The organism is bacterium (assembly GCA_037143175.1).
Taxonomy (GTDB): domain Bacteria; phylum Verrucomicrobiota; class Kiritimatiellia; order CAIKKV01; family CAITUY01; genus JAABPW01.
Genome location: JBAWZF010000002.1, coordinates 30126 through 56185 on the forward strand (window position 1 = coordinate 30126; position 26060 = coordinate 56185).

A 26060-nucleotide genomic window follows, 5' to 3' on the forward strand; every position below is an offset into this window, starting at 1 on the left:
TTATATAACTTGTTTTCCCTCGGTTTTCTTTTCGCAAACAAGTTCCCATGAGTATATATCAACGAGGCTGCATGCATAAACGATTTCAACACCACCAATTTGTTTAAGTATTGTTTTAACGAAGTTGAAAGAGAATTCTACATGGACATGACATGGGTTAAGCGATTGACCCGTTAGTGCGCAATGTTTTCGAAAGACCTGTTCATCCGGACAATAAAGAATCAACTTGCCACCAGGCTTTATAACACGCAGCCATTCACGAAGCACATTTTCCGTATCATCATAGTCCTCAAGAAGGTGCGATGAATACACAAAATCGAGGACCTCATCATTGAACCATAATAATTTCTTTGCATCGCCACCAAGTTGCACTGATTCAAATCCAACATTTGTATATGGCAATGGTTTGTCAACCCGAATTGCATGGGCAGTGATAGGGTCACCGCCGAATCCTAAATCAATTCCATAACCCAAACAATATGGAGCTAATCGTTCACGACACTTGGACGTTTCGCTCTGCCACACTGGCGTGGGGATATTAACGTGTGATGTCTGCTTGATGCAACCAACTATTTTTCTAAGCCATATATTCATAGTTATTTCCTGAATTTTGCATCACTTGACTTTTTTTTTGAGACATTCCACATTTTTGTGCCCTCCCGATTACAGTCTTTTGAGTGGTCTTCCTCTGGTGCAAAATCTTTTTTACACAGCAACCAGTTTGATTTCATCGGTTTATGCCGCCTCCCTGCGACGGCGATCCAGATAACTGAGAAAATCCATCAACCCGGCCGCGCGTTGCTCATGCATCGAGTAACGCATCTCATCCCGGTTCCCATGGGAGAGGATTTTCGCCGCTACAAAAAGCATTTTCAGCCGCGCGATTCGAATGATGTGGTCAGGCATGGTGATTTGCCTCCGATCATCCTTCGAGGCTACCCCCTTCGCCTCACGCTGCGCATGCCCGGCCAGAAGCTTCATCCACCGCCACAGATTGTAGGCCAACATGACGATCTGGAAAAACGCATGGTGAGCCTGGAACCGCTTCGATGGAATCGCCAGAACGCCCTCGCGTTGTGCTTCCCCGATCAGATTCTCCACGTCAGCACGCTGGTCATAATCATCAATGCCTTGATGGGAGCGGCCTTTCGCGTTGGTCACAAACACCCGATAGAGAAAGTTCTCCGACTCCAGCAGCTTCAATTGCCGATCGCCTCTTTGATCTTCGCGGATACGCATGACGACGAATCGGAATGGCTGCTCCCAGCCCATCGGTTGGTAGTCGCACTCGTTGTATTCGTATTCCCCATGTCGATACCAGCCGTCTTCGAGAAACGGCGGAGTGCAGCGTTTGTTCCCGAAGGTGAAGACAAAACCCTCGTCCAGACAGGCTTTTATGCTCTCCCACCCAATGAATTCACCATCTCCCCGCACCCGAATCTCCTTCACGCACTCGGGCAACTGCTTGCGAAACTGCCGAATTTGACGGGCCGCTTCCTCGTTGCTGATCGTCTCGCCGCGCCGCTGAGTCCCGCACGAATATTCCCGCGTCTCCTCGATAAAACACAGAACCGGTCGCAACCCTTTCTTGCCACGATGCTTGGTGTTGTGCCCTTTGCGCGCCCCTTCGATCTCCCCGTACACCGTGGCCACAGTCGTGTCGATGTTCACCGTCGCCCGGCGCGGCTCGTATTCACACAGCGCCCACACCTTCGCTCGCAAGGCGGCCCCCAACCTCAGCAACGAGGCCGACTGCATGATCCCCAGCGAGGTCAGATAGCGCCAGAACGTGCTGACCACGGGCAACGCCTTAACGTGAAAGACGCCGCAGATCATTGCGTCCCTGCGCACATAGGCGAGATGTCCCAGCCGTTGAAATCCAATAAACAACATCGTCAGCATCCCCAGAACCATCCGATAATCACCCAATTCAGCTTCCCGCTTCGGGCGAACGTAATGCCCTTCCAACGTCTTCTTAAAGTCGAGCAAGTCCAGAAACTTCACCAGCGCCAGCAAGCCGCCGAACGCCGTCAGCCGCTCGGAACATTCGGCGTAGGGTGTGTCCGACGTAATCACCGTCTTTCGCGCGTCCGCGTCCTGCCCTTTTTTGACTTGTCCACGACTCCTTTTTGCCGCATCTTTCCGCATAACCATCTGGGTGACCTCCGTTTAGGGTTAACCGATTTGAACTTCAGTCAATCATATCGGGGTTCCCAGATGGTTTTTCAATCTCAAATCACGTATTCAGGTGCAAAATTCAGGGTTTAAGAATTAATCATGTTTTGGAATTTTTGTTACGCATTGATTAGGATTATGACTTTAGCAAGGAGAAACCGGTGAAACTGGAATTTGATAGGCACCACCCCAGCCTCGATCGCCAACCATACGTGTCTTCACACAGTTCATAGCATGGATTAGAGTATTCTTTTTGGTGGAATCTGTAATCGTTACGCTCAAATCATAGTCGTCTTTCCGAAGGTGAATCGGGCCCAAACGAAATATCAAAGTGGACTGACCTCGTGGTATTCGCTTCAACATGTCTGTAAAATTAGTCTGGGAGTAAAATATTTCTGCAGCCCCCAGCGTAAATAGGCATAATCCAGTCTCTAGATTCTCCCTGGAATCGAAAGTTAATGTGACGTCAAGCATGTCGCCATATTGTAGAACCGATTTGTCTAAACTCGGAGTGAAGTTTATAATCCTAGGATCCAAAATTGTTATCTTTGGGACACCTTTTGACCCTATCGCCAGGGATGAATACAAGTCAACTCCGCTCTGAGTCGCACCGCAATGAAGAATTCGTCCTTTTTCGAGAAGCATTACGGTATCACAAATTCGTGACACCTGCACCATATCGTGGCTAACAAACACCACCGCTGCATGTTTCAGGATTTTTCCGATTCGATGGTAACATTTGGCGTGAAAATTCATGTCACCCACCGCGAGAATCTCATCTATCAAAATAAGATCGGGAATACTGGCCGTTGCCACGGCAAAGCCAAGTCGAACTGACATGCCTGACGAATAAGTGGATACAGGTGCGTCAATGAAGTCGCCAATATCCGCAAAATCAACTATTTCATCAAACTGGTCATCAATTTCTTTGCGCCTAAGACCAAGAATCGCACCATTGAGATAAATGTTTTCCCGACCTGTCATGTGAGGGTGAAATCCTGCACCCAATGCAATCAGGGCGCCCACTCTTCCTCTCACCGCAATTTCTCCCGCATCAGGAGGATATATGCCAGCCAACAGACGTAATAAAGTGGACTTACCCGAACCATTGCGCCCAATCAGACCAAGACATTCCCCGCGTTTTAACTCGAAGTGGATGTCTTGAACAGCCCAGAATTCATCGCGGCGGAGACCTTCACCAGTTGCTAAGTTGTCAGGTTGCTGCGCTGTTGAGGATCTCACGCCCAGCATATTCCTTGTCAGATCCTTGATTCCATAGATCATGGAGCGCTTGAGGTTGCGACAGAATTTCTTGGAAACGCCGCGGACGCTGAGAACAACGTCATCAGGGAGGGAGAGTGACGGGTTATTTGGGATTGGGGTCATTTGTTGATTGGTTGCATTATTTGGGAAGGGGATCAGTTTCATTCGTTTCATTAATACCTTACGACTTGAATCAATCGCATCTTGGTTATGATTTGGAGAAAACAAACTAATTTGACGTAGAGCTGAGATCCCCGCTGATGCGAGCTAAAGTGCTTTGGTAAGTATTCACACAGAGTCATGATATGACCTCGGCTCGATATGTTTCATGTTCCTTACAGTCGCTCATTCCTTAAATCCTGTCGAACCAAAAGTGTCGTCGGCAGGGCATAGTATTCACCTTCATGATCGGCAATCAAGCTGGCATCAACAGGGGGCAACATCTCACGAGCTGAGAGTATTGCGAAACAGTTCGACTGCATCATTGAATCCTTTTGCGCCAATCGACGCTCATCACGAACGATCGGAGCCGCTATTTCCCATTCCATAGTCGGCAAACGCTCCAAGAGCGATCCAGCGGTTATTCCCTTCTCTCTGAAGTATTTCCGATTATGGGGATTAGAGATCGCAAGTTTAACTTTAACTTCAGGCGATCTGGCGAGAAGACGACGCGTCAACTGAATCAGGTCCGCATTACACCAAGCCTCTTGTCTCTCACTGCGCATAAGAGCAAGACCTTGTCCCAAAACGATGACCGATAAAAGAAAGCCACTAACAATTAAACGTCTCATCACTGACAAATGCGCACACTTATGCGCCACCGGAACGGCAGCAATCAAACAAAAGAAAATCGGGAATAGTGAAAGGTTTTTCACTATAGCATGACTTGCATGTGGAACATGCTGCAGGTATTTCAAGACGGCAACCATTGATAAAAGAGCGGTCGTGACTGCAATCGTCAAAGCTACTATCCGCATGCGGCTATATTTAAAACCTGCATAGAGAAATACACCCAGAGCGATGATAAGGGCATAATCCGCGACCCTCACGACCATGTTCCGTGCTTCCGGCATTTCATAGCCGAGGACAGAGCGGAGACCCACAAATTCGAACGATCCAATGAGGCCACGCCAATCCCACCCCGGAGGGATTGCGGTGCGCGCGACCCAAATCAACTCGTTAAGCGTGTTGGGCAGATATATACCGCCCACTACCAGAATGGTGAGCGGACCAAGATAAGCCCACCACTCTTGGCCGAGGCGAAATCGCACGGCAAATTGCATGACCCAGAAAACCCCTGCTACCAGCAGCATAGATGGATAGTGAAGAATGGCGGTTCCTATTAGACATCCAGAGAGTATCGCTTCAATCTTCCCTGCCTTTTTACGTCCACCGATCAATAAGCCAGCCATGCCAAGCACCACGCCAGATGCTTGACTTACATAAGTGAAGTAGAGAAGAAAATAAAGAAACGGGTGGAGAAGCAATATCACCAGAACGTACTGTGGGTGAGGAATCTCAGAATCCAGCCAACATTGGGCCAAGCCAAGCATTAACAGTATTAACGCCACGATTGAAGGCACGATGACTTGATGAATGGCTAATGGCGACAATATCGACCCCATATATGCCAGAAAGACCATACAGCCAAGTCTTGCATGCTTACTAAGGTGAGCCTGAATGTCTACTGCATGAAAAGCTGTTTGATTCTGATAGGCATCAAGATTTGCACCGTGCTGCTGCATATAATCCGAGACTATCCAATACGCCCCGAAGTCGCCCGAACCCCAGACATCGCGCACACTACCTCGGCCTCCCTGAGTTATCAGCGCCGTCGATGCGACAGCGACTACTATCAGCACCCCTGCGCCTGCCAAAAAACGGCGCCTTACCCATGTCAACAGGATACGTCTCCCTCGCTGGTTCTTAGACATGCGTAGCGTAACGATTAGCGAACCGAGGATCCCTCCCGCAAATATTACCGGGGCGACATATGCCACCGCCCCTCCAATCAATGCCAAAGGCACGCCAATGATTGTAACGATTGCCAACCCGGCTAGCGGAGCAAAAATCGGCCAACGTAACTTCGCGAAGGACGGGAATACCAGCCAAACTGGGCCGGCTCCAAGAACGGCAAGCAGTCCCAAGACCCCCATTGTCTCTGCGCCTAGCACAATGCTTTGGGCGACTAAATGAATAACAACACTGATCATATCTATGTCGCCATTACAGACTTAGCCTGATAATGGATCGGCCAACCTTCCGCAAAACGAATGTTAATATCCCCCGCCGCTCGATCCTTAAATATACCTATTTAGAGTTACGGAAGAGCTTTCGATGAAGCCCGCTTGAACAGACGAAAATGCTTCCAAACTCGGTTAGTCTTCAGCACGCTTCTGCAGAACAACTCGGCGAGACATAGCAAATATGTCTGGAGACAAGGAAATTAAGCCACGATCTAAGGCGAGAACCATTCTTTTAAAGAATCTAAACAGTGGGATATGTAAGGTCGCACGATCTACTCCTCCAGAGTTCAATAAGATTATGCACTCAGAGTATTCATGATGAATCGCCTTGAAACTCGAGACATTTTTGTCGAATTCACGTAAATCATCGAATAACAAATCTGGAACGGCGCAATTCGCTTCCCAGCGATCGTCTGCATTCAATTTCATCATCGCTGTCCGGTCATATACAGATACTCCATAGTCGTAGGATTCGTGGTTCATCAGGCGTAAGATCGCCCTCATTAAAATTGAACATTTCACTTCGTTTATCAACAAAAGGCCGCCAGGCTTTAGGATGCGCGCCATTTCACTGAAAAACATCATCGGATTAGGGACATGGTGTATAACATGACTAGCAACAACAAAGTCAAAATCCTTAGCTCTAAACGGAGTATTTAAGGCATCCACTTTCTTTACATCCAAATACTCTGCATTTGTAAAGTCGCTTAGCAGAAAAGGCCCGGATTTTACATATTCTCTGCTAAGCCCTGACCCGCTTCCCACTTCCAAGCCACTTGAAGAAGCACTTAGAAACCGATTCATCCAAGAATATCTGTTTTCCAATAAAAACATTAAATTGATTGGTTTGTCTCCATAATATCGGTTTCGCTCATCCGCTGAATCCCTTGCTGCGTGAGCTTCGCAATAAAATGGTTTGATTTGATGTTTATTTAATGCCGCCATAGGCTCACTTTCTCAATCTGGTAATATAGCGCGGTCGGCGCGCAACAATTACGACATTCCAACACAACCAACCCAGAAAAGGAAAAACGCAGAGTACAATTCGGTCTAAAAATTCAAGAGGCTGATAAATCGGTGCCCAACGGTTCGCCTCTTCAATGACTTTCTTCCAATATCGCTCTTTTCCGGGGTGCCGCCATTGTAGAGCAAACATCGCGATAAACACCGCTTGAGTAAAAAGCCAAAAGAATTTCGTGTCAGCCTGTTCGAAACGACAGGTGATAAGTCTTACATCCGCTGCTTTGAGCGGGTGTTCCTCCTCGGTACGCACCTTTTTGGCCAAGCGGCGATAGAGCTGAATGAGCGGATTATATAGCATGGGATCCCAACTAACCAAAACGCCGTCAGGGCGCAACAACGGCAAGAGCTGGTCAAGGGTTTTGGTAATATCAATGTGGTGAAAAGCGTTCCCGACATAGATAATATCAAATAACTCATCATTCTGAGGCTTTAGCGTCTCGGCCGCACCTTGGTGAATTCGGACGCTCACACCATGGTGTACAGCCAACCGCTCTGCGGCGCGGAGCATCCCGGCAGAGAGATCAGTCAAGGTGACTTGCGCCCCAAGCGTAGCGAAATAGACACCCGCTTCGCCCAGGCCGCAACCGACATCGAGCAATCGCTTGCCGTGCAGGTCACCCAAAGTCGCACGGATATACCTTAGCTCAGGCGCCGTACAGGCTTCGCACATCTGCCGCACATCAATCTTGGTGATGTCCACACTGTCGGCCCACTCATCATGGAATTGGGCTTCATCATGGAGATTTTGGTTTGAAGTTTTCATTTATGCAAAGTGATGGCGGCTGCCGCAACCAGTTCGTCGAAACAGCGATCGAAACATTTGCGGTTGTGCCGCTCAACTGCATCCCCACTGAAGTTATGACCGCCTTCGCATTTTTGTTGTGCCGCGAGGCAAGCATCACCCCGTTGATACAATTTAGCATCTGTGAAATCCACTGTGGCTGAGCCAGAAGCAGGAAACGACCAATTGGCCTTTAATGTTCTTGCTCCTTCAACCTCAAAGCGCAAAGATTGCAGAAATTTTCGAAGTGTGGTGATATCGGCTTGATATGCTCCTAAAGTTTCAAGGCGGCGACGCCCCGCGGCGGCGAGTTGGTGAATCGCACTCTCAAAAAGTATTTTTTTTGGCATGAGATTCGACTCTGGAGACTCAAGATTGAGAATCTGAAGGAATGGGCAACTGAAGACGCTCGCGTGATTCACTACGAATCCGCTCTGCGATTGAGACCAACTGATCATAAGTAATGGGCCAACGCTTTGTTGGAGGTGATGTGAGAAAAAGTTTCATCCGCTCTAGTTTGGCCGCAAAAAAACGCATTGCAATGCTCATCTCGGGGTAACTTCCATACATACACCCCGGGCAAGTCCGGGTTACGGCAAGAACCTCATCGCGAAACTTACGACTTCGATAGATGGCCGGAAACTCAGGTGCATATACTGGGATTGATCCCCCAATCCGGTGATCGCAACACGGAGAAAAATTCCCATTGGGCAGAACGGAAAAGTAAAGATTGGGACTATCACAGACACCATCGTTCTTACTTCGCCAAGTTGTGGAATCGCCTGCTATGAATCGCTTTATGTCATCCAGATACTGATCGCTGTCATAAAGCAGGTATCCTTCACGGCGCATGCGACGAATCCGCTCAATACAGGAATTCACAACGGGTAACTCCTCAGGCTTCCAGCGAAGGCTCTGATCAAATGTCCGGAAGTTCATTGGAAGGTCGAGCGTTGTAACATGAATCGGGACAAGAGACGTATACCAACTAACCTCACTCCCAAACCGTATCACATCCTCTATATCGCCGAGGTTATCGCGCTGCAAAACACACCCTATAGACCCAAATGACCCCTCGCGCGGAAGGTACCGGCTAAAATTGGCCATGGCTCGTAGCGCATCATGCCAGGATTTGACAAAGCCCCCATTTATATCATCCTGTCTGGGCGGCCAAAGCGAGTCGAGGGAGATGGAAACGTCGAGACCACCAGCTGCAACAACCTCCTGGATGCGCTCCTCGCTCGCAAGGCCATTGGTTTGCATGCGAACATGGATGCCGCGCGACTCGAACGCGCGAATGATGGCGGGCAGATCCTGGCGGGCAAAAGGTTCGCCTCCTGTGAGCAAGACCATGGCAACGCGCAATTTGACGAAGTTATCTGCGATGCGCTGGATCTCATCCAGCGTGCATTCGCGAACGTCCGAGTTAGCGTAAATAATATTGCATTGTTTGCACGTAAGATTACATCGAGCAGTGATATAAAACTGGATGTAGATGGGCACATCATGCAACAGCGCAGCGCGAGCCAATGTCAACTTAGATAATTTTGAAAACATATGATATTGGCTTTAAGGATTTGGCAAATTGGCTGTCGCTGCAATTATATATAAAGGCCGCTGTTTGGATTGCTCGAAAATTCTGCCAATGTATTCCCCGAAGATACCCAGAACTACAAAATGCATTCCGCTGGTTAACAGGATGAGGAATATGACAGCCGAAATGCCCGGCACATAAAACGTTGTCATGAAGCGGAAATACAATATCACGAGGAGACCAATAAAACTAAACACCGTCATTCCACAACCAAGAAAAACGGCTAGACGCAACGGGAAATTCGAGAACGAAAACAGTGCATCCATGGCGAAATGAAGCATCTTGCGAATGGGCCACTTGGTGCTGCCCGCATAGCGGGCTTGGCGATCATAGAGAAATGGTGCACTTCGAAATCCCAACCATGGGACCATACCACGAATAAACCGATGCGTCTCTCGCATCTGGCGAAAGGCCAGAATTGCACGCCTCGACACAAGGCGAAAATCACCGGTGTCGGGAGGGATTTCAATTTTACAGAGAACGGTGATGAGTCGATAGAACAGGGATGCTGTCGCTTTTTTAAATCGAGTTTCGCCGTCACGCGAACGGCGTTGGGCATAAACAATGTCGTAACCTTCACTCGCCTTAGCAAGCATTTCAGGGATAAGCTCGGGCGGATCCTGCAAATCGCCATCAATGATGCACACCCAATCGCCGTCGGCGCGGTCAACACCAGCGGTAAGAGCAGCTTGATGTCCAAAGTTCCGACTGAGGAGAATCATCTTGACACAACTATATTCATTCGCTGCAGTGGCTAGCAGAACCGTGGTTCCGTCATTGGATCCATCATCGACAAAGATGTACTCCAATTCCACATCCCGCAGGCGGTCGCGCAGGGAAAGAAGCCTGGTTAAAAGCGGCTGGAAACATTCACTTTCATTATAAACCGGCACGACAACTGACAAACTGCGGGAATGGGCTGAAATTGCGGGAAACTTATCCATAGAGTTATCTTTTTTGAATGACTGTATTTTTTGACCAATCGGACATTAGATCTTTCAACTTACAATAAATGTTACCAGCAGACACGATATTGTCGATTTTTTAGGTTCAGATTTTGCTCATACCGGGTTCGGACGGCAACAATATCTTTGATATATTCATCAACCATCATCGGTTTGATATGCGTTATATGGCCGCATACGCATAAAGCGTTTCCTGAGGTCGCTCATCCCATACGCCATGGAGCGCTTGAGGTTGCGACAGAATTTTTTGGAGACGTTGCGCACGCTGAGGACGACGTCCGGAGGAAGTGAAGTGTGATCAGTGATGAGCGAGGAGTTCACAGAGAGTGAAGAGTGATGGGTTACGAGTGAAGAGTTAAGGAAGGTGAGTGAGCTTTCTCACGCGGATTTTACGATTATCTATGATGATGAGACTGCGGCACCACTCGGGCGAAGGTAACTGTTCAAGCAGCCGCTTCAACGCCTCAATTGTGTGTTCAATCGTTGTCGGCCACACTCGGAGACGAATCACACCATGATGGCACCCGAGCGGATAACACCTTGCATCTGCAAAATCCTCATCATACGTGATAACAATGGCTTGTTTGTGCTGCGCCCATTGATATAGAAACGTATCACTTTTCCCCTCAAACCCAAGTTCATTTACATGCCTAATATTCCAGTCCGGATGTTGTCCCCGTAACCAATCGGCAGCGGCAACTGGCACATTCTGGTCTATCAGAACATTCATTACCAGTTTACGCATGGGCCAGGACTTGTTCTTCATCGATAACAGAGGCCGCATACTCCAGCGCCGCCTCAACCATTTCAATTGTGAGTTCCGGATAGGCTTCAATTATCCGGCTCAGCGTGTATCCGCCCGCTACCATCCCAAGAATATTCTTAACCAGAATGCGGGTTCCGGTAATAACAGGCTTCCCTCCGCATATCGCGAAATCGACTGTGATCCATTCTTTCATCTTTTACCTCGCATTTTTTTACTTATACTCTGTTATTTAGGCGTTATCTATTACGTACTGACCTCGACGGCAAGTGATGCAGAATCATCCTGCAAAACGGAAACCCGGTAGTCGCTCAGGATCCCGATGAACTCGGAACGTGATACCCCACACAACTCAGCGGCTTTCCCTTGAGATATCCTGCGCATTTCATACCACTTGACCGCCGCCGCACGGCGCATCTCATTCAAATACTCTAACGTCGCTAATATACCCTAGATTGAATGAAAAACCAAGGTACAGGTTACTACATGTGCTTCGTGCTATTTCGCAACTCCCTCGCCTCTCATTTGTCTTTCAAACTGGTGGCGTTCGACGTCCTCGGCGAACGCATGGTCCCTTTTAAAGCCCTTGCAGGGTCCCGCAGCCGCCGGGGACGTCGGCTGCCACCTTGTTAGCTTCGCTCCTGGTCAATAACCATTTTGCTGCATTGTGTATATTATGTCTAAGAATCCCTTCAGTCGAGGGGCTCTCTTCACACCCTCACACCATTCTCTCTATCAGCTTGTCCTCACTCACATAGAACAGGCGCCATGAAATCATGAATAGCACCAGAGAGATCGTCGCCGCTATAAAGTAGCCTTTGGGGTGATATAAATGACCATAAATGATCATATCCCGGCAGGAACACACCAAGTAGGTCAATGGATTCCATCGATTGATGAGTTGAAGCCCCTCACTGCTATTGCTGGCAGAATAGATGATCGGCGTGGTGTACATCAAAATACTCATGCCAATATCTACCATTCGACTGAGGTCATATGCCACTACCGAGATCATCGACACCATAAGCCCCACCGCTGTCGCCAAAAAGAACAACGGCAGCGCTACCAGGGGAAGTAACAGTATCCCCCAACTGGGGACAACATGAAAGGCCAGCAAAACACAGATATTCATCACGAAACCGATCAGATAATTGGCCAATTGGGTGGCAAGTTGTTTGAATAAAAGGGCTTCATGGGGGTAATTCACCTGCATCAATAACCCACCACCCGCCGATAGCGTGGATGATGCAGATCCGAAAAAGCCAATAAAAAGCGCCCACATTGAGGTACCGATCAGCACATACGCCGGATAGGGAATACCAACATCACCCGGCTTCAACAACCCAGTCTTCTGGAGGAATATCCAAGATACAATCCCCAAAATCGGAGAAACAAAAACCCAGGAAAAGCCGACAAAAGACTTCTTGTAGCCCGCCAGAAAGTCGCGCTTAAATAACTGCCAGATCAGCTCGCGCGCCCCCCAGACATTGCGGGACATGACCGCCCAAGTTTGAAAGAACCCAAGCTCATGCCGCATATTAGGGCGATAAACGGTGATCTTTGGAGAGTCGTTAGATGTGAAACCCGAAGTGTGAGAAGTGCTCATAGTCAATTACTTGTCTTTATTGTAGTAGCCGGTGTCCTCACCGGCGCTTTTGTATTGTCATCACCGCTGAGGACAGCGGTTACTACATTTGGAATCAAACGGATTCTATTCTTCATCTTCAAAGTTTATGGCCTAAAGTCTGGAGTCTACGGTCTCCCCCGCAACCCCTACCCGCCATAGGCCCTATTTAGCACCAATACGGATGCATAGATATAGGCAATGCTCCCCAGTGTTGCCAGAGTACCCGTCACCATCACATCCTTCCGGAAATTTATAAGTGGAGGATAATCCTCCGGAAGATATCGCTGAGCAATTACCGGAATGGCATTCATTAAACCAAACAGGAAGAAAAAGGGATAAACATAGGCACGGCTCAGAAAATATGAAGACGCGGCAAATCCAGCCATGGCTACAATACTCAGTCCTGATAGACGCTTCAAATAAGATTGCGCCCCATTCCTGGGTCGCTTAAACACAGCCCGCGTCCGCCAACACCCAATCACCCCAAGTGACAAAAGATTGAACCAGAACCAATACCCAATCAACCCGAGTTCCGCATAACAGCATACAAAGGCATTATGCGCCGCCCGGTCTGTACCGGTAATTTCAGCAAACATACCATACCCCCCTCCAAAGAGCATGTTAATCGGACTGCTCTTAAAATACCTGTTAGCATAACCCCAAAAAACAATCCGATCCCGTGCCGACATATCTAATAGGGAAGAACCAAATACTGCACAAAACCCTAACCCTGCCACCAAACCTATCGCCGCTAGATAGGGCATCCACTTTACAGGGAAGCGTAAAAGCAACATGCAGGCCAACATCGCAAACACTCCCACTAAGGTCCCGCGCGAATGCGTTGTCAGGAGTGCCTCGGCAACAAACCACACCACTCCCGCCGCCATCAGGAACGTAATGGGATTCATGCGCCTGGGAAAGGCAAATACGAAAGGGATCGCCAACCCGAGAAATTGCCCCATATCATTCGGATCCGAGAAGATGCCGAAGAACAGGGTTTGTATGATTAATTTATGCTTATCTGAATTCCACCAAACTATCGGCCCCGATCCCGCGAAACCAACCCCCGTGTTGTATTGAAGAATAGCGTGAACCGACATCACAACTGCCGCCATCACAAAGATCAACACGACCAGCCGCGCACGATTTATTTGATTGATCACCACCAGCAGTAACACCAAAAGAAGAGATATTTTAAATGTTGGTACAATGGTGTTTATAGCCCCTTGGAAATAGGTGTGCGCCACATGAGACATTATGGCTGCAAACCAGAGCCCCACGGCCAGCTTCACTGCAGGGGTTTTCGGCATGGTGATGCTTTTCTGGCTAGCCTCCATAATCAGCCCTAGCAAAGCCGCATACACCACCCCGCTCAGCACCGGCACGCCATACATCCAAGGAAGCAGCCACTCCTGCGGACGCCAGAAAACAAGCCAGATGAAAATGAGGGTGAGGGGGAAGGTCATTTTCGCACCTTGGGGGTGCGGAAATGAGACCATAGACCATAGACCTTAGACCTTAGACCTTTAGGAGAATGCAAGATGCGATTCATGTCGATTTTGGGGATTATTCCTATCGGAAGAAATGAATGACTTAGTGACTTAGGAGCCTGTCGAAAAACAGATGTCTTCAATGTGGGAGGCGCACTCCGTGCGGCGATAGTTCATTTTAGGCGCTCATATGAGCCTGTCGCGCCCCTCCCACATTGAAAAAAGAATACCAGCAAGTGTTTTTCAACAGGCTGTTAGGGCACAAATCCTCATGGTCTATGGCCGGATCACCCATCCCAGACTGATCACGACCGCACTCGTCACCTTCGCAATTACCCGCGTAACGCTGCCTGCTTCTTGCTCCACGGCGTTGATCAGACCAGCTAAGACACGCATGGTTTCGTTGGCCTGATCAAGCAGCAGCTTGCATGCTGCGTCATCAGCGTATTTCAGCCTGCGAGAGAGATGAATAAAGTAGCGGGTTTCCGATAGTGACCCACGTGCAATGTAAAGGAAATGCAAGTAGTCTTTCTTGGACTCACGAGACGAACCTTCCACAATATTGGCAGGTACAGAGTATGCCGCGCGGCGAAGTTGGCTGGTCAATGCATACAACTCATCTTTGGGGAAAGACCGCGTACCTTCGTAAACCGCAACAGTTAGGTCATCCGCTTTCTGCCAGGCTACAATTTTGGTATAGTCACGCATTGGTTAGGAAAGGACATTAGTAGACGCACATGCCTTATCTCTGCGAATTTACCGTATTTTTCAGTTCACGCTCGGTCAATAACGCCGAACGCTCAATCTGCAAGCATATGCAAATCCAGAGCCCAGATATTGGTTATTCGTTATTGAATTCCGAAAACGTGTAACCCATATAGTCCCGCAGCCGCCAGCATGTCGGCCGGAGTTAGGCCCCTATATGGTCCCACATCCGCCTGTGGCGGAGACTTACGGGTCTTTCTTCTTCTTGATCGTGTGCTTGAATTTTAACACAGCAAAATTCAACTCAATAGAGGTCTCGGTATCGCTTGTTCGAAGGTCGTCATCTAAAATTCCGGCAATCAATTCTCCGCTTTTCTGCATTAGCGCCTTCTGCGCCGTCTTGTCCTGGACCATCGGCAGATCCCGGATGTTTTTGGACAGTTCGCGAATTTGCGTAAACGTCTCAATGATGGCCAGCGTCGCCTGAAACGCTTTCGAGCTCTTGAGAATGGTGGCCAGCATATATAGGCCTTTCTCGGGAAACGCCTTGGGATTGACAGTCGAGTGTTTGAGCCTACCAAACCGGTGGAAATTTTCCACCAGTCCCTCTTTTTCATGTCGTGTTAGCTCAACAACGTACCCTTCTGGAAACTTTCCCTGATTGTTGGCAACCGCCTTATTGACATCTCGGGTCGCAACACCGTAAAGCTCGGCAACATCGCAATCAAGCAGAACGCGTTGTCCTCTAAGCTCAATAATCCGGTCTTGCAGATTCTCAAATTTAATGACTTGGCTCATGCGCTAAATTTTATATATTTAGTAATAATTTAGCAAATTAATTATATATAATCACCTTACAGTTAATAACCCATAACAAATGACCGAAGTAGCCGCCACCAACTGCTACTTCAGCATCAACTTCACAATGGGGTTGTTCCAAGTCTTGTTTACCTTTTCCTGAAATTCACGCAAGCGAGCCACCCTTCCATGAAGGAAGGGTGAGTTGTTGGGTTGTTGGGTTGCCTGCCCTGAGCCCAGTCGAAGGGCCGAGTTGCTAAGTGAGGGATCGCCTTTTAATTCCCGCTCGGCCGCATCTAAAGACTGCGATAAGGCCGCAAGACGCTTTCCCATAAGATCGGAGGCGATGTTGCGGATGATCTTCCCGAAGTAGTCGTTGGCAGTATAGTAGTCCTTGCGGTCACCTTTGACCCAAACGCGCTGAACTGCTCCCCATTGTTCAAGCTGGCGTACGCCCATGCTGGCAGAGCCTTTGCTGATACCAAGGGCCTCCTTCATGTCGTCTAACCCCCGCGGCTCCTCACTAAAATAGAGGTACCCGAATATTTGCCCAATGACACGGCCCACCCCAAGCGCCTGGGTGGTATTCCCCGCATCTTCGATGAACTTGCGAATTATTGGCTGATCTAAGGGACTCATAGCGGGGAATAGCGTGGAGCGTGGAGCGCCGAGGGCCGAGGATAGAAAGGGGGATAGCAGGGAGCGGGGGAAGAGCGCGGAGCGGGGGAAGAGCGCGGAGCGTTTAGCGCCGAGAGCCGAGAGGGGTGAGGGGAAGAGCGCGGAGCGCGGAGCGCCGAGCGCCGAGGATAGAAAGAGGGAAAGCAGGGAGCGGGGGAAGAGCGCGGAGCTAGGAGCACCGAGCGCCGAGACAGGGGATATAGATGGAAGAACGTTTTCATCTTTTTGGAACTTATTTCTCGGCGCTCTTTACTCGGAACTCTGCGCTACTTGCTTGGCGCTATTTCTCGGCACTCAGCGCTCGGAGCTCGGAGCTCGCTCCCGCGAAAGGATATGCTTTCGGAGTCCGCTAAGCATCTTAGCGATTTCGGTTGCTTCCGATTTAACTTTTGAAACATCCTCAGCCTTCAGATATTCAAGGCGCAACGCAACTTCGAGATGGGATACAAGCTCAAACAATGAACCTCTGGAGATATTAAGAAAATGAGCGAAATCTTTTTCGGTATCCCGTGCAGAGCCTTCAGCAATATTAGCTGAAATGGATACTGCAGCTCGTCTCATTTGATCGATGAGTCCAAATTGCTCAGTACGAGGCAATAATTTGGTGATCTGATAGATCTTCCCGGCCAATTCTACCGAACGCTTCCAAACATCAAGTCCCTCAAATCTGAACGCCATCTCATTCATCTGTCACTACTCAGCTCACCAATCTCTACGCTCTTTACTTGAACTCTGCACTCGGCGCTACTTTCTCGGCGCTTCTTCCCGGCACTCGGCGCTCGGCACTACTTTCTCGGCGCTTTTCCCCGGCGCTCGGAGCTCCAATCTCCTTGCTCTAGGCACGCTCTGCCCCCATCCATTATGCACTGGAGGGCGCAAATGGATCATTCAGTATGTTTTGAACGATACATGATTCAGGCCGTTTGATCAACAAAAAAGGGGGAAACGCATCCAACTGGTCACGTCCAATGGACTTCGATCCAGGATTACACCCCCCAATGCTCACGCACCGCTAGGCGGGATCGATTCGGCAGGCTCTTGCTTTGCATTAGCGAGGTCAATTTCATCCCGGAAACGACGGAAGTCACCCAAACGCCCCGTAGCAGCGTCAAAAAGAATCTCAGGATCAACAACGTCATAACCATGCACAATCAGGTTACGCATGCGGACAATGGATCGAGCTGAATGACGCCATTCCATCTCAAGCTCATGCGGCCACCGATTTTCGCTGAAGACGATATGAGGCTTGCCGCTCATAATCACGCATTTGGCTTTCGTATTCCCGGCAGGCAAAAGAAAAGGAGCTAAGATACCGCTCCTGATCGCGCGCGAAAAGTAAACGCCCCTTCAGGGCTTCAAAGCGATAAACAGGTTCAGTTTTGTCAAAATGCCCGACATCAATATCTACCCCCGGTGCAAACCGACCGACCACTTTTGCAACACGCTCATGCAGTTCAAAAGTCAGACGCTTCTGCAGGCTCAGGGCCAGATCGAGATCCCCTCCTGGCGGGATCCGGCCGTCCCGACTCGATCCCATGAGCAGGGCAAAATCCACCTCAGGACACTCCTCACGAAGCGCCACACCGAGGGCCAGCGGGTCAAAACTTACCGCTTCGGTTCCTGTTTTGTATTCTCGTTTTGAAAGCGACATGTTGCCAATCAAATCAGTGTCGTATGATTAAATGCTACTTCGGCTTAATGTTTAGTCTAAATCAAAGAAGAATTCAAGCCACAAGCACCCTCCATAATCCTCACTAATAGCAACCCCTCACCCCAACCCTCTCCCTCAAGGGGCGAGGGAGCAGATTCATGCACCCCTCTTAAACCAGACATTAAAAAGGCAGCTATTCCATTCCCTCGCCCCTTGAGGGAGAGGGCTAGGGTGAGGGGGGTGTATGTTGCGCCGCACTTTCCCGTCACAATTTTGTATTCACCTTATCCTGCGTATCCTGTATATCCATGTCTGTAATCTTGATTATTGATTCTTAAACTACGCCAAGTCAGGTGAAACATAATGAAATATATCAATCAAATCGCACTGCTGTCCGTCTGCCTTATTTCTGGTTCAGTCATGGCGCAATTGCCGGGTGCGGCCAAAACCTCACCCCGTTCTAATCCCTGGTCGGGAAGCGTACAGGCGGGTGCAGGCTACTGGCTCGGGGATGCTACGTATTCCATCGGCGGCCAGGCTTGGACGCCGGATGAGGGGTCCATACAACTGCCCGAAAAAATCAGTGAATTGAAATTCCCCCTGAATGTCGCCTACGGCTCTCTAGGCGGAAATCTGTTTTATAAGGGTAACATTGAGTTCTTCGGCACCATCATGGGAAATCTGACGGATCCTTCATCCAAAATGGAGGACTCTGACTGGGGCATTTTCGATGATTCAGGGTCGCTGGATATCTATTCTGAATCCGATGCCACACTCTCGGCCATGGCCGCCGATATGGGCGCTCGCTATTGGTTCCACGTAACCACCTCATCGAATCGTTTCGATATGTTCATTGGATTTGGTCCCAGCCTGCTGGTTCAGCATCTGGACTGGACAATGAGCAACGTGGACCAGAGATATCCCTCCCGTCCGCAAATGCCGCATGACACCCAGAGCGGGGTAGTCGCCACTTACACCTCCGACATTGTGATGGCGTATCTCAACGCCTGCGCCAAGGTTAAATTCAAGCGGCTTACCGGTCGCGTTGAATTTGGGATCGGTCCGGCAGTTGTGCAGGATGAAGATGACCATATTCTCCGTCAAAAACGGTCCACAGCCGATATGTTCGGGGCAGGGGCGAAAGGGGCCGCGGAACTCCGTTATGATCTGACCCAGCACCTGTTTGCCCTCGCCCGCATGGAGGCCCTTTCCATCGTGGCCACCGGCACCTCAAAAGACAAGGGATACGGCGGCGATCTCGTCGGATATTATGCTGAAATCGATGAGGATTTCACCCTGACTTCACTCCAGGGCGGCCTCGCCATCGGCTGTAATTTCTAGGCTAAAGAGCATTTTGACTACGAAACACGCGAATAACAAGAAATGATCGGTGTTTTGCCTCTTGTTGTGGGGCGGATGTCCCCATCCGCCTTGTCACCAGCCGGGTCCGCAAACAGGCGGATGGGGACATCCGCCCCACATCAAGATGCTGGATTGAGTATCACGTTTCCAGAATGTCCTTGAGTCCTTCGAGCAAGCGGTCAATGTCGGCGTGGGTATTGAATACGTGAGTCGAGGCGCGGATGGTTCCCTCCACATTTAGCCGATGATGAAGGATGTGGGCGCAGTGGTAGCCACCACTTACCAGAATCTGGTGCCGATCATAAAGTTGCCGTGCGACAGTATCGGCACTGAGAGCTCCTTTCCCAAGACTGAAGGACGCGAGCCCTATGCGTTTTGAAAGCGGGATGTCGCGGGCAAGCACCTCCACGCCGGTGAACGCGCTGAGCTCATCAACGAGATGCTGCCCAAGAGCGCGTGAGTGTTCATAGACCGCATCCATCCCGATGGCCCGAAGGTACGCTACCGCGGCACCAAGCCCTATCACCCCCTCAATATTCGGGGTTCCTGCCTCAAACCGGGATGGGAGCTCATTGGGTATAAAGCGGTCATCAGCAAGAAGCTTTACCATGCCGCCTCCCGTCTGGTAGAGGGCAAAGGATTCGAGCAGCTCACGCTTCCCATACAGAATACCAACTCCGGACGGGCCCAGCAATTTATGGCCTGAAGTGACAAGAAAATCGCAGTCCAGTGCCTTGACGTCAATAGGGAGATGACTGGCGCTCTGCGAAGCGTCCACAAGGGCAGGTACATTCCATGCGTGTGCGGCAGCGATCCACTGCGCCACTGGCGCCACTACGCCAAGCGTATTGGACACCTGGGCGAGCGATACCAACCGCGTTTTAGGGCCCATGTGTGATTCGAGTTCGTCATAGAGGGGCACTCCGCAGGCATCGAGGCCCACCGGATTCTCCCGGGCATTGACACGCCATGGGATATAATTGGAGTGGTGCTCGGACGCCGGGAAGACAATCTCATCATCGGGCTGAAGTTTGAGTCCATGTGCCACCAGATTGATGGCTTCTGTCGTGTTGCGGGTAAAAATGATTTCGGACGGTGAGGCGTTCAGGAATGAGGCAACCTCATGACGTGCGCGTTCAAAATGCTCCGTCGCCTCTTCCGACAAGCCATGCACCCCCCGGTGCACATTGGCGGTATAGTCGGTATAAAAACGCGTGACGGCATCAATCACACATTGCGGTTTCGGGGCTGTCGAGCCACTATCCAAATGAGTAATCGGCAGTCCATCCACCTGCCTATTTAGCAGGGGGAAATCCGCACGAGTCCAAGCCAAAGGATCTATAAATTCACGCTTCATAGCCTATTCGATACACCACAAAGCCGATTGAGAAAATCATAATCTTAATCGTAATCATAATCTCCTCTGGTCTTCTCGGAGGCCCAGAAGAAAGAAGGATTAAGATTACGATTAAGATTATGATTATGATTAAGAGTTAAAACATGTCATCAGGGTTCCATGGAAATGTGGTTCGGGCAAGACGAAATTTGCCTGATGGCTCGGTAGAAATCGCGGATTCAGGGCGCATCGTAATTCTTGCTCCTGTGCCGTAAAGCTTTGTCAACCCGGCACGAAGCTCCGACACTGGCGCTGCTTGACCGGCTGCTGCGACATATCGAAACATGTAGTCTTTGGGGGCGGTCTGTTCTAATTGATAAGTGACTAAAGTGTCCGTTTGCCCCACGATGCGATCCAATTCATCCACCGTCACAGCCCGGCCGGTTTCAGTGAAAGTCAGGTCGCGCACCCGCCCAAGCACGTGTGCCACCGTAAGCCCTGAAACGCGTCCGCAGGGACAGTCCCCCGTTTCAAGTTGAACCAGGTCGCCAATGTCAAAACGAAGCAGACTGACCCAGGGGTTGCCGAGTGTGGTAACCAACAGTCGCCCAACACGAGAATCACCGACTTCGGACTGCAGAAAATCGACATCAAGATGGCAGGTCTCTGTGTTTTGATGGAAACGCCCATGCTCGCATTCGGTAAGTACATGGCTGGCTTCAGTCGAACCATAGGAACTTAACACCGGGGTATTTGGGAAAGCCCGCCGGATCTGGCGATAATGCAGACGGGACGGAAATTCATAGGTGAGCGAAATATAGGCAGGCATGAACAACGAGCGCCCGCTCTCCGTCGCATACCGGCACAGGATTGCCAGATAGGCGGGGTCCGCCTCCAGCAGCTGGGGTTTAAATTCCTCAAGTTCATGAATCATTCGATCCATATCACGGGACGTCCAGCGAGCGGGGTCCGCCTGCTGGTTCAGAAAGAGTAAACGACCCAGTGTACGTTCCTCCATGGAAAGATCACCAATATGGCAAACCGTTCCGGCACATAGCGGTGTGGTAAGGACCGCCTCACGCTGATGGCCATTGATGACCTGGTCGAGTCCGGTGTGAAGTTTCGCCGCCGCTTGCTCTGATTCATCCCACCACCGTTGGTACCAGACAATGGAGGAGCGGTCTTCCGTGGTGCCACTGGTTGACACCAGCTCAACCTCACCGGCGGCTACGCCTGCCTTGAAATCCCGATCGCGCGGGACAAACCCCCTGGGCATGTGGGCACGAATGTCCCGCTTGGTCAGATGCGGCATAGCAGCATAGCGCACTTCGACAGGATGGTCAGGGCCGAGGTCGAATTGAAGCCACCGTTCATAGAACGGGACGTTGTCCAAGGCATGCTCCAGCGTCTGGGTGAGGCGTTGTCGATCAGAGGATCGGTCCATAAACTTACACAGGCTCTTTCTTTTCAGTCAATGTTATCGGTTATTGAGTTATTGGTTATCAGAAAATCCCCAACACCCATTAACACATAACCGATAACACTCTTCCCCGCACCGGCTCTATCAACCCAGGGCAAACGCATCTAAATTCAGGATTTCTGTCCATTTTTGACTCAATTTGGCAACGCCAATTTGGAGTGCGGCGGCTTGACGCCGCTTTTTCAAGGCCTGGCTTGACAGGCCGCCCGTACGGCGCGTCAAGCCGCGCCTATGAATAGCGGCGTCAAGCCGCCGCACTCCAAAACCATGCCGTTTCTCAATGATTTGAGCCAAAATCGGCATAATTAGAGAGCATATAGATGCGTCTGCCCTGATCATCCAATGCCCTCAAAGAGCACTGTCGACAGATAGCGTTCGCCGGCATCCGGCAGGATGACCACGATTGTCTTTCCAGCAAACTCATCAAGCTGGGCTAACCGTACCGCCACTGCAGCGGCGGCGCCGCAGGAGATACCCACCAGCATCCCCTCCTCTTTGGCCAGACGACGCGCAAATGCAACGGCCTCAGCGCTATCCACCTGCTCCACACGATCCACCACGGAGAGATCCAGTGTATCGGGAATGAAGCCGGCACCGATTCCCTGAATTTTATGAGGCCCGGGCTTCAATTCCTGACCCGCCAGTTTCTGGGTGATGACCGGGCTTTCTTTCGGCTCTACAGCCACAGAGATGATCTTTTTGCCCCTGACATTTTTAATGTAGCGCGAGACGCCACTAATCGTGCCACCCGTGCCGACGCCTGATACCAGCACATCAATTTCACCATTGGTGTCATTCCAGATTTCCGGACCCGTGGTAGCCTCATGGATGGCGGGATTCGCCGGGTTTTTGAACTGCTGCGGCAGGAAGTACTTGGCGGGATCAGACGCTGCGATTTCCTCAGCGCGCTTGATGGCCCCCTTCATCCCCTCGCTACCGGGCGTCAACACCAGCGTGGCCCCAAAGGCCGCGAGCACACGCCGCCGCTCAACGCTCATGGTCTCTGGCATGGTCAGGGTTAATTTGTAGCCCCGGGCAGCGGCGACATACGCCAAGGCAATTCCCGTGTTCCCACTGGTCGGCTCAATGATCTCAACACCGGGCTTCAGCACGCCCCGTTTCTCTGCATCCCAGATCATGGCCGCACCAATACGGCACTTCACCGAATAGGCCGGATTGCGCCCCTCAATTTTGGCCAATACTGTAGCTTTTGCACCCTGGGTAACTCGGTTGAGTTTGACCAGAGGCGTGTTCCCAATTGACTGTGCATTATCGCTATATATTTTGCTCATAATTCTCCTTAACACTGCTATTTATTGTCACTGAAATAAAATCTCAAACCCGCTTACTCTACTCAATCTATAGACAAGGTAATGTATTGTCTTTTTTTTGTCAACCACTTATCCGGGCACATTTCTGGGCTATTTGCTCTCGTTGTGGGGCGGATGTCTCATCCGCCTTGTTGCCAGATGGGTCCATAGACAGGCGGATGGGGACATCCGCCCCACATTAACTCTTCATAATCGTAATCCTAATCGTAATCGTAATCTATTCCCGTCGTTACTGAAGAGGGATTACGATTACGATTATGATTACGATTATGATAAAGAACAGACTCTATATTTGCCCCACTAGGTGACTAACGCCGCATCGATGTCTGCCATTAAATCTTCTGGTGCTTCCAGACCGGCGGATAGTCGGACTAGACTATCCGAAATTCCCCGTGCCAGACGTTCCGGCTTTGGCATGGCGGCATGAGACATGGTTGCCGGATAGGACAAAATGCTCTCCACTCCGCCAAGACTCACAGCCATCAAGGGCAACTTCACCCGTTTAAGAAGATTCAGGGTCGTTGCCACGTCATGGAGCTCAAATGAAAGAACCGCACCCGCACCTGAGGCTTGAGCTTTGTGCACGCCATGTCCGGTATGCTGCGGCAAGCCAGGGTAGTACACCCGCTTGACCTCCGGACGCTTGAGCAACCATTCCGCCATCATCCCGGCAGTGCGTTGTTGAGCATCCATCCGCACCCCCAAAGTCTTGATGCCACGCATGACCAGCCAGGAATCCTGCGGCCCCAGAATGGCACCAAACGTATTCTGGATCACCTTCAACCGATGTCCCAACTCGGCCTCACGAGTTACCGCCAACCCGGCAATCAGGTCACTGTGTCCCCCCAGAAACTTAGTTGCACTGTGCACCACGACGTCAAACCCGAGCTCAATCGGCCGTTGAAAATAAGGCGTCATGAACGTGTTATCCGTAATCGCCAGCAGCTTATGCTCACGCGCAATTTCAACCATGGCGCGTAGATCGGTAATGGACAATAAAGGGTTGGCTGGCGTTTCAACAAACAACGCACGGGTGGCCGGGGTTATCGCCTTCCTGACACTGGCGGGATCGGTGCTGTCAACAAACGTCACCTCAAGTTTCCATTGCCGGAACAGGGTGGTCAAAGCACGAAAGGTGCCCCCATAAATATCCTGACCAACCACCAGATGATCACCGGGGGAAAACAGCATCAGCACCGATGAAGTCGCCGCCATACCGGAAGCAAAGGCCAGCCCGCGCGCTCCGCCCTCCAGGGAGGCAATGGCCTGCTCAAGCGCTTCCCGTGTCGGATTCCCACTGCGGGCATAGTCATAATGCCCTAGGTGCTCGGGGTCCGCCTGATGAAAAGTAGAGGCCTGATAAATAGGGATACTGGAGGCCCCGGTATAAGGGTCGCGATCCTTGCCAGAATGAATCAAACGAGTCGCATAGTTCATAGCAGCACTTTCAGATCATCAATCAATTCGCCCGCATCCTCAATACCAATTGACAACCGCAGAAGCCGGTCATTAATTCCCAATCTTTCACGAACTGAAGTATCCATATCCGCATGGGTTTGCACGGCAGGGTAAGTGATCAGAGATTCCACACCGCCCAGACTCTCCGCAAAAGTGAACACTTTTACACCGGCCAAAATGGGCGGAATACAGGCCGCCTCGGTCACCTCAAAGGAAATCATGCCACCATACCCGCTGTGTTCACGATCCAGAATATCGCGTCCTGGATGATTGGGCAGGCCCGGGTAATACACATGCCGCACACGGGGATGCGCCGCCAACCATTCGGCGATGGCGCAGGCGTTATCCTGCTGTTGGCGCACCCGCAGGGGCAGTGTCTTCAGCCCGCGCAGGGTCAGCCAGCAATCCTGCGGTCCCAACACGCCCCCAATCGCGTTCTGAAAGAATCCCAGGCGCTCTGAGATCTCGGGATTCCCTGAAACCACAATCCCTGCCACCACATCGTTATGCCCGGCCAGATACTTGGTGGCACTATAGACAACCATATCCGCCCCCTGCTCTAGTGGGCGCTGGAATACCGGCGTGAGAAAGGTGTTGTCCACGATGGTCAATGCACCCAAAGCCCGCGCCGCCTTCGCGATGGCTCGAAGGTCCGCGATTTTAAGCAGGGGATTGGTTGGACTCTCGACAAATACGGCTTTTACGCCTGCATAGTTCAAGGCGCCCTGCACAGCCGCCAGGTTTGAAGTATCCACATAAATCGCCTCGATCCCATAGGGGCGGAACACCTTCTCGAATAGACGGAATGTGCCGCCATAAAGATCCTCGGTGACAACGATACGATCCCCTTGTTTGAACAGGTGCAAGACCGTATCAATCGCGGCCATCCCTGAGGCAAAAGCAAACCCTTTATGGCCCCCATCTGCTTTCGCCAGGGTCTCTTCAAGAACTAAACGGGTCGGATTTGAGGTTCGCGAGTAGTCAAAGCCCGTCGATTGGCCGAGAGCAGGATGCCCAAAGGAAGCCGTCTGATAAATCGGCACCGAGATGGCCCCCGTTCTGGAGTCATACCTGTTCCCCGCCTGCGCTAATAATGTCGATATCGTTTGAGTCATGCCCGTCTCCCTACAGCCACTATGTCAATTAATACGATAGAGAAACTATTCCATTGATTATTAATGTCAATAGAGAAAGCAATATCCAATCCGCGCCTAATAGCCGGATCACGATTTAAGAACGACTTTTGCGCCCCACAACGACACGGCTCAGCAAGCTTCGCCCTCCAGCAGAAAAATGCGAGCGGAGCACATTGGAGGGCGAAGCTTGCCTGAGCC

27 protein-coding genes are annotated in these 26060 nt (G+C 50.5%); 1 reads left to right on the plus strand and 26 read right to left on the minus strand.

All coding sequences use genetic code 11. The annotated features are described in order from the left end of the window. The 20 genes from WCI03_01155 to WCI03_01250 form a co-directional block, all read right to left on the minus strand. Complete coding sequence (locus WCI03_01155; GenBank protein MEI8138455.1) at positions 1–594, minus strand: class I SAM-dependent methyltransferase; 594 nt, start codon at positions 592–594, stop codon at positions 1–3. 141 nt (positions 595–735) lie between these two features. Then, a complete protein-coding gene (locus WCI03_01160) occupies positions 736–2154 on the minus strand; it encodes an IS1380 family transposase (GenBank protein ID MEI8138456.1) in 1419 nt (472 codons plus the stop codon). A 165-nt stretch (positions 2155–2319) separates the two neighbouring features. Beyond that, positions 2320–3612, minus strand: a complete 1293-nt coding sequence (locus tag WCI03_01165) for an ABC transporter ATP-binding protein (GenBank protein MEI8138457.1) — start codon at positions 3610–3612, stop codon at positions 2320–2322. Between the two features lie 161 nt (positions 3613–3773). After that, complete coding sequence (locus WCI03_01170; protein MEI8138458.1) at positions 3774–5651, minus strand: hypothetical protein; 1878 nt, start codon at positions 5649–5651, stop codon at positions 3774–3776. 165 nt (positions 5652–5816) lie between these two features. Further along, positions 5817–6629: a methyltransferase domain-containing protein gene (locus WCI03_01175; protein ID MEI8138459.1), complete on the minus strand. Its 813-nt coding sequence runs from the start codon at positions 6627–6629 to the stop codon at positions 5817–5819. 4 nt (positions 6630–6633) lie between these two features. Beyond that, the gene (locus WCI03_01180; GenBank protein MEI8138460.1) at positions 6634–7470 is read right to left on the minus strand and encodes a class I SAM-dependent methyltransferase; all 837 of its coding nucleotides are present in this window, start codon (positions 7468–7470) and stop codon (positions 6634–6636) included. Continuing rightward, a complete protein-coding gene (locus WCI03_01185; protein MEI8138461.1) occupies positions 7467–7838 on the minus strand; it encodes a hypothetical protein in 372 nt (123 codons plus the stop codon). The genes WCI03_01180 and WCI03_01185 overlap by 4 nt, the downstream gene beginning before the upstream one ends. A 19-nt stretch (positions 7839–7857) precedes the next feature. Then, complete coding sequence (locus tag WCI03_01190) at positions 7858–9045, minus strand: radical SAM protein (GenBank protein ID MEI8138462.1); 1188 nt, start codon at positions 9043–9045, stop codon at positions 7858–7860. A gap of 12 nt (positions 9046–9057) precedes the next feature. After that, the gene (locus tag WCI03_01195) at positions 9058–10026 is read right to left on the minus strand and encodes a glycosyltransferase family 2 protein (protein ID MEI8138463.1); all 969 of its coding nucleotides are present in this window, start codon (positions 10024–10026) and stop codon (positions 9058–9060) included. A 376-nt stretch (positions 10027–10402) separates the two neighbouring features. Further along, the gene (locus tag WCI03_01200; GenBank protein MEI8138464.1) at positions 10403–10777 is read right to left on the minus strand and encodes a DUF5615 family PIN-like protein; all 375 of its coding nucleotides are present in this window, start codon (positions 10775–10777) and stop codon (positions 10403–10405) included. 7 nt (positions 10778–10784) lie between these two features. Beyond that, positions 10785–11006, minus strand: coding sequence for a DUF433 domain-containing protein (locus WCI03_01205; GenBank protein MEI8138465.1), 222 nt, complete (start codon positions 11004–11006; stop codon positions 10785–10787). A 50-nt stretch (positions 11007–11056) separates the two neighbouring features. Next, entirely contained in the window at positions 11057–11227 is a 171-nt protein-coding gene (locus WCI03_01210) for a UPF0175 family protein (protein MEI8138466.1), read from the minus strand. 301 nt (positions 11228–11528) lie between these two features. Next, on the minus strand, positions 11529–12416 hold the full coding sequence (locus WCI03_01215; protein ID MEI8138467.1) for an ABC transporter permease: 888 nt from the start codon (positions 12414–12416) through the stop codon (positions 11529–11531). 167 nt (positions 12417–12583) lie between these two features. Next, positions 12584–13903, minus strand: a complete 1320-nt coding sequence (locus WCI03_01220; protein ID MEI8138468.1) for a hypothetical protein — start codon at positions 13901–13903, stop codon at positions 12584–12586. A gap of 300 nt (positions 13904–14203) precedes the next feature. Next, positions 14204–14635, minus strand: a complete 432-nt coding sequence (locus WCI03_01225) for a four helix bundle protein (GenBank protein MEI8138469.1) — start codon at positions 14633–14635, stop codon at positions 14204–14206. Positions 14636–14878: 243 nt separating this feature from the next. Further along, entirely contained in the window at positions 14879–15430 is a 552-nt protein-coding gene (locus WCI03_01230) for an ORF6N domain-containing protein (protein MEI8138470.1), read from the minus strand. Positions 15431–15535: 105 nt separating this feature from the next. Beyond that, positions 15536–16069: a hypothetical protein gene (locus WCI03_01235; GenBank protein MEI8138471.1), complete on the minus strand. Its 534-nt coding sequence runs from the start codon at positions 16067–16069 to the stop codon at positions 15536–15538. 333 nt (positions 16070–16402) lie between these two features. Next, positions 16403–16795, minus strand: coding sequence for a four helix bundle protein (locus WCI03_01240; protein MEI8138472.1), 393 nt, complete (start codon positions 16793–16795; stop codon positions 16403–16405). A 315-nt stretch (positions 16796–17110) separates the two neighbouring features. Beyond that, entirely contained in the window at positions 17111–17365 is a 255-nt protein-coding gene (locus tag WCI03_01245) for a HepT-like ribonuclease domain-containing protein (GenBank protein MEI8138473.1), read from the minus strand. Beyond that, positions 17316–17759, minus strand: a complete 444-nt coding sequence (locus tag WCI03_01250) for a hypothetical protein (protein MEI8138474.1) — start codon at positions 17757–17759, stop codon at positions 17316–17318. The genes WCI03_01245 and WCI03_01250 overlap by 50 nt, the downstream gene beginning before the upstream one ends. A 363-nt stretch (positions 17760–18122) precedes the next feature. Between WCI03_01250 and WCI03_01255 the strand changes: the two genes are divergently transcribed. Then, positions 18123–19100, plus strand: a complete 978-nt coding sequence (locus WCI03_01255) for a hypothetical protein (GenBank protein MEI8138475.1) — start codon at positions 18123–18125, stop codon at positions 19098–19100. Between the two features lie 160 nt (positions 19101–19260). Here WCI03_01255 and WCI03_01260 read toward each other — a convergent pair whose 3' ends face one another. The 6 genes from WCI03_01260 to WCI03_01285 all read right to left on the minus strand — a co-directional run bounded on the left by WCI03_01260 (position 19261) and on the right by WCI03_01285 (position 25841). Continuing rightward, positions 19261–20478, minus strand: coding sequence for a cysteine desulfurase (locus WCI03_01260; GenBank protein MEI8138476.1), 1218 nt, complete (start codon positions 20476–20478; stop codon positions 19261–19263). 136 nt (positions 20479–20614) lie between these two features. Next, positions 20615–21901, minus strand: a complete 1287-nt coding sequence (locus WCI03_01265) for a hypothetical protein (GenBank protein MEI8138477.1) — start codon at positions 21899–21901, stop codon at positions 20615–20617. Positions 21902–22021: 120 nt separating this feature from the next. Continuing rightward, positions 22022–22240, minus strand: coding sequence for a hypothetical protein (locus WCI03_01270; GenBank protein ID MEI8138478.1), 219 nt, complete (start codon positions 22238–22240; stop codon positions 22022–22024). Between the two features lie 32 nt (positions 22241–22272). Beyond that, positions 22273–23229, minus strand: coding sequence for a cysteine synthase A (gene cysK, locus WCI03_01275; GenBank protein MEI8138479.1), 957 nt, complete (start codon positions 23227–23229; stop codon positions 22273–22275). Between the two features lie 339 nt (positions 23230–23568). After that, positions 23569–24705: an aminotransferase class I/II-fold pyridoxal phosphate-dependent enzyme gene (locus WCI03_01280; GenBank protein ID MEI8138480.1), complete on the minus strand. Its 1137-nt coding sequence runs from the start codon at positions 24703–24705 to the stop codon at positions 23569–23571. Further along, positions 24702–25841, minus strand: coding sequence for a PLP-dependent aspartate aminotransferase family protein (locus WCI03_01285; protein MEI8138481.1), 1140 nt, complete (start codon positions 25839–25841; stop codon positions 24702–24704). The genes WCI03_01280 and WCI03_01285 overlap by 4 nt, the downstream gene beginning before the upstream one ends. Positions 25842–26060: the final 219 nt, after the last annotated feature.

Coding starts and splice junctions, on each gene's coding strand:
- WCI03_01155 (MEI8138455.1), bottom strand. CDS start 594: ATGAATATATGGCTTAGAAAAATAGTTGGTTGCATCAAGCAGACATCA.
- WCI03_01160 (MEI8138456.1), bottom strand. CDS start 2,154: ATGGTTATGCGGAAAGATGCGGCAAAAAGGAGTCGTGGACAAGTCAAA.
- WCI03_01165 (MEI8138457.1), bottom strand. CDS start 3,612: ATGAAACGAATGAAACTGATCCCCTTCCCAAATAATGCAACCAATCAA.
- WCI03_01170 (MEI8138458.1), bottom strand. CDS start 5,651: ATGATCAGTGTTGTTATTCATTTAGTCGCCCAAAGCATTGTGCTAGGC.
- WCI03_01175 (MEI8138459.1), bottom strand. CDS start 6,629: ATGGCGGCATTAAATAAACATCAAATCAAACCATTTTATTGCGAAGCT.
- WCI03_01180 (MEI8138460.1), bottom strand. CDS start 7,470: ATGAAAACTTCAAACCAAAATCTCCATGATGAAGCCCAATTCCATGAT.
- WCI03_01185 (MEI8138461.1), bottom strand. CDS start 7,838: ATGCCAAAAAAAATACTTTTTGAGAGTGCGATTCACCAACTCGCCGCC.
- WCI03_01190 (MEI8138462.1), bottom strand. CDS start 9,045: ATGTTTTCAAAATTATCTAAGTTGACATTGGCTCGCGCTGCGCTGTTG.
- WCI03_01195 (MEI8138463.1), bottom strand. CDS start 10,026: ATGGATAAGTTTCCCGCAATTTCAGCCCATTCCCGCAGTTTGTCAGTT.
- WCI03_01200 (MEI8138464.1), bottom strand. CDS start 10,777: ATGAATGTTCTGATAGACCAGAATGTGCCAGTTGCCGCTGCCGATTGG.
- WCI03_01205 (MEI8138465.1), bottom strand. CDS start 11,006: ATGAAAGAATGGATCACAGTCGATTTCGCGATATGCGGAGGGAAGCCT.
- WCI03_01210 (MEI8138466.1), bottom strand. CDS start 11,227: ATGCGCCGTGCGGCGGCGGTCAAGTGGTATGAAATGCGCAGGATATCT.
- WCI03_01215 (MEI8138467.1), bottom strand. CDS start 12,416: ATGAGCACTTCTCACACTTCGGGTTTCACATCTAACGACTCTCCAAAG.
- WCI03_01220 (MEI8138468.1), bottom strand. CDS start 13,903: ATGACCTTCCCCCTCACCCTCATTTTCATCTGGCTTGTTTTCTGGCGT.
- WCI03_01225 (MEI8138469.1), bottom strand. CDS start 14,635: ATGCGTGACTATACCAAAATTGTAGCCTGGCAGAAAGCGGATGACCTA.
- WCI03_01230 (MEI8138470.1), bottom strand. CDS start 15,430: ATGAGCCAAGTCATTAAATTTGAGAATCTGCAAGACCGGATTATTGAG.
- WCI03_01235 (MEI8138471.1), bottom strand. CDS start 16,069: ATGAGTCCCTTAGATCAGCCAATAATTCGCAAGTTCATCGAAGATGCG.
- WCI03_01240 (MEI8138472.1), bottom strand. CDS start 16,795: ATGAATGAGATGGCGTTCAGATTTGAGGGACTTGATGTTTGGAAGCGT.
- WCI03_01245 (MEI8138473.1), bottom strand. CDS start 17,365: ATGAGCGGCAAGCCTCATATCGTCTTCAGCGAAAATCGGTGGCCGCAT.
- WCI03_01250 (MEI8138474.1), bottom strand. CDS start 17,759: ATGTCGCTTTCAAAACGAGAATACAAAACAGGAACCGAAGCGGTAAGT.
- WCI03_01255 (MEI8138475.1), top strand. CDS start 18,123: ATGAAATATATCAATCAAATCGCACTGCTGTCCGTCTGCCTTATTTCT.
- WCI03_01260 (MEI8138476.1), bottom strand. CDS start 20,478: ATGAAGCGTGAATTTATAGATCCTTTGGCTTGGACTCGTGCGGATTTC.
- WCI03_01265 (MEI8138477.1), bottom strand. CDS start 21,901: ATGGACCGATCCTCTGATCGACAACGCCTCACCCAGACGCTGGAGCAT.
- WCI03_01270 (MEI8138478.1), bottom strand. CDS start 22,240: ATGCCGATTTTGGCTCAAATCATTGAGAAACGGCATGGTTTTGGAGTG.
- cysK (MEI8138479.1), bottom strand. CDS start 23,229: ATGAGCAAAATATATAGCGATAATGCACAGTCAATTGGGAACACGCCT.
- WCI03_01280 (MEI8138480.1), bottom strand. CDS start 24,705: ATGAACTATGCGACTCGTTTGATTCATTCTGGCAAGGATCGCGACCCT.
- WCI03_01285 (MEI8138481.1), bottom strand. CDS start 25,841: ATGACTCAAACGATATCGACATTATTAGCGCAGGCGGGGAACAGGTAT.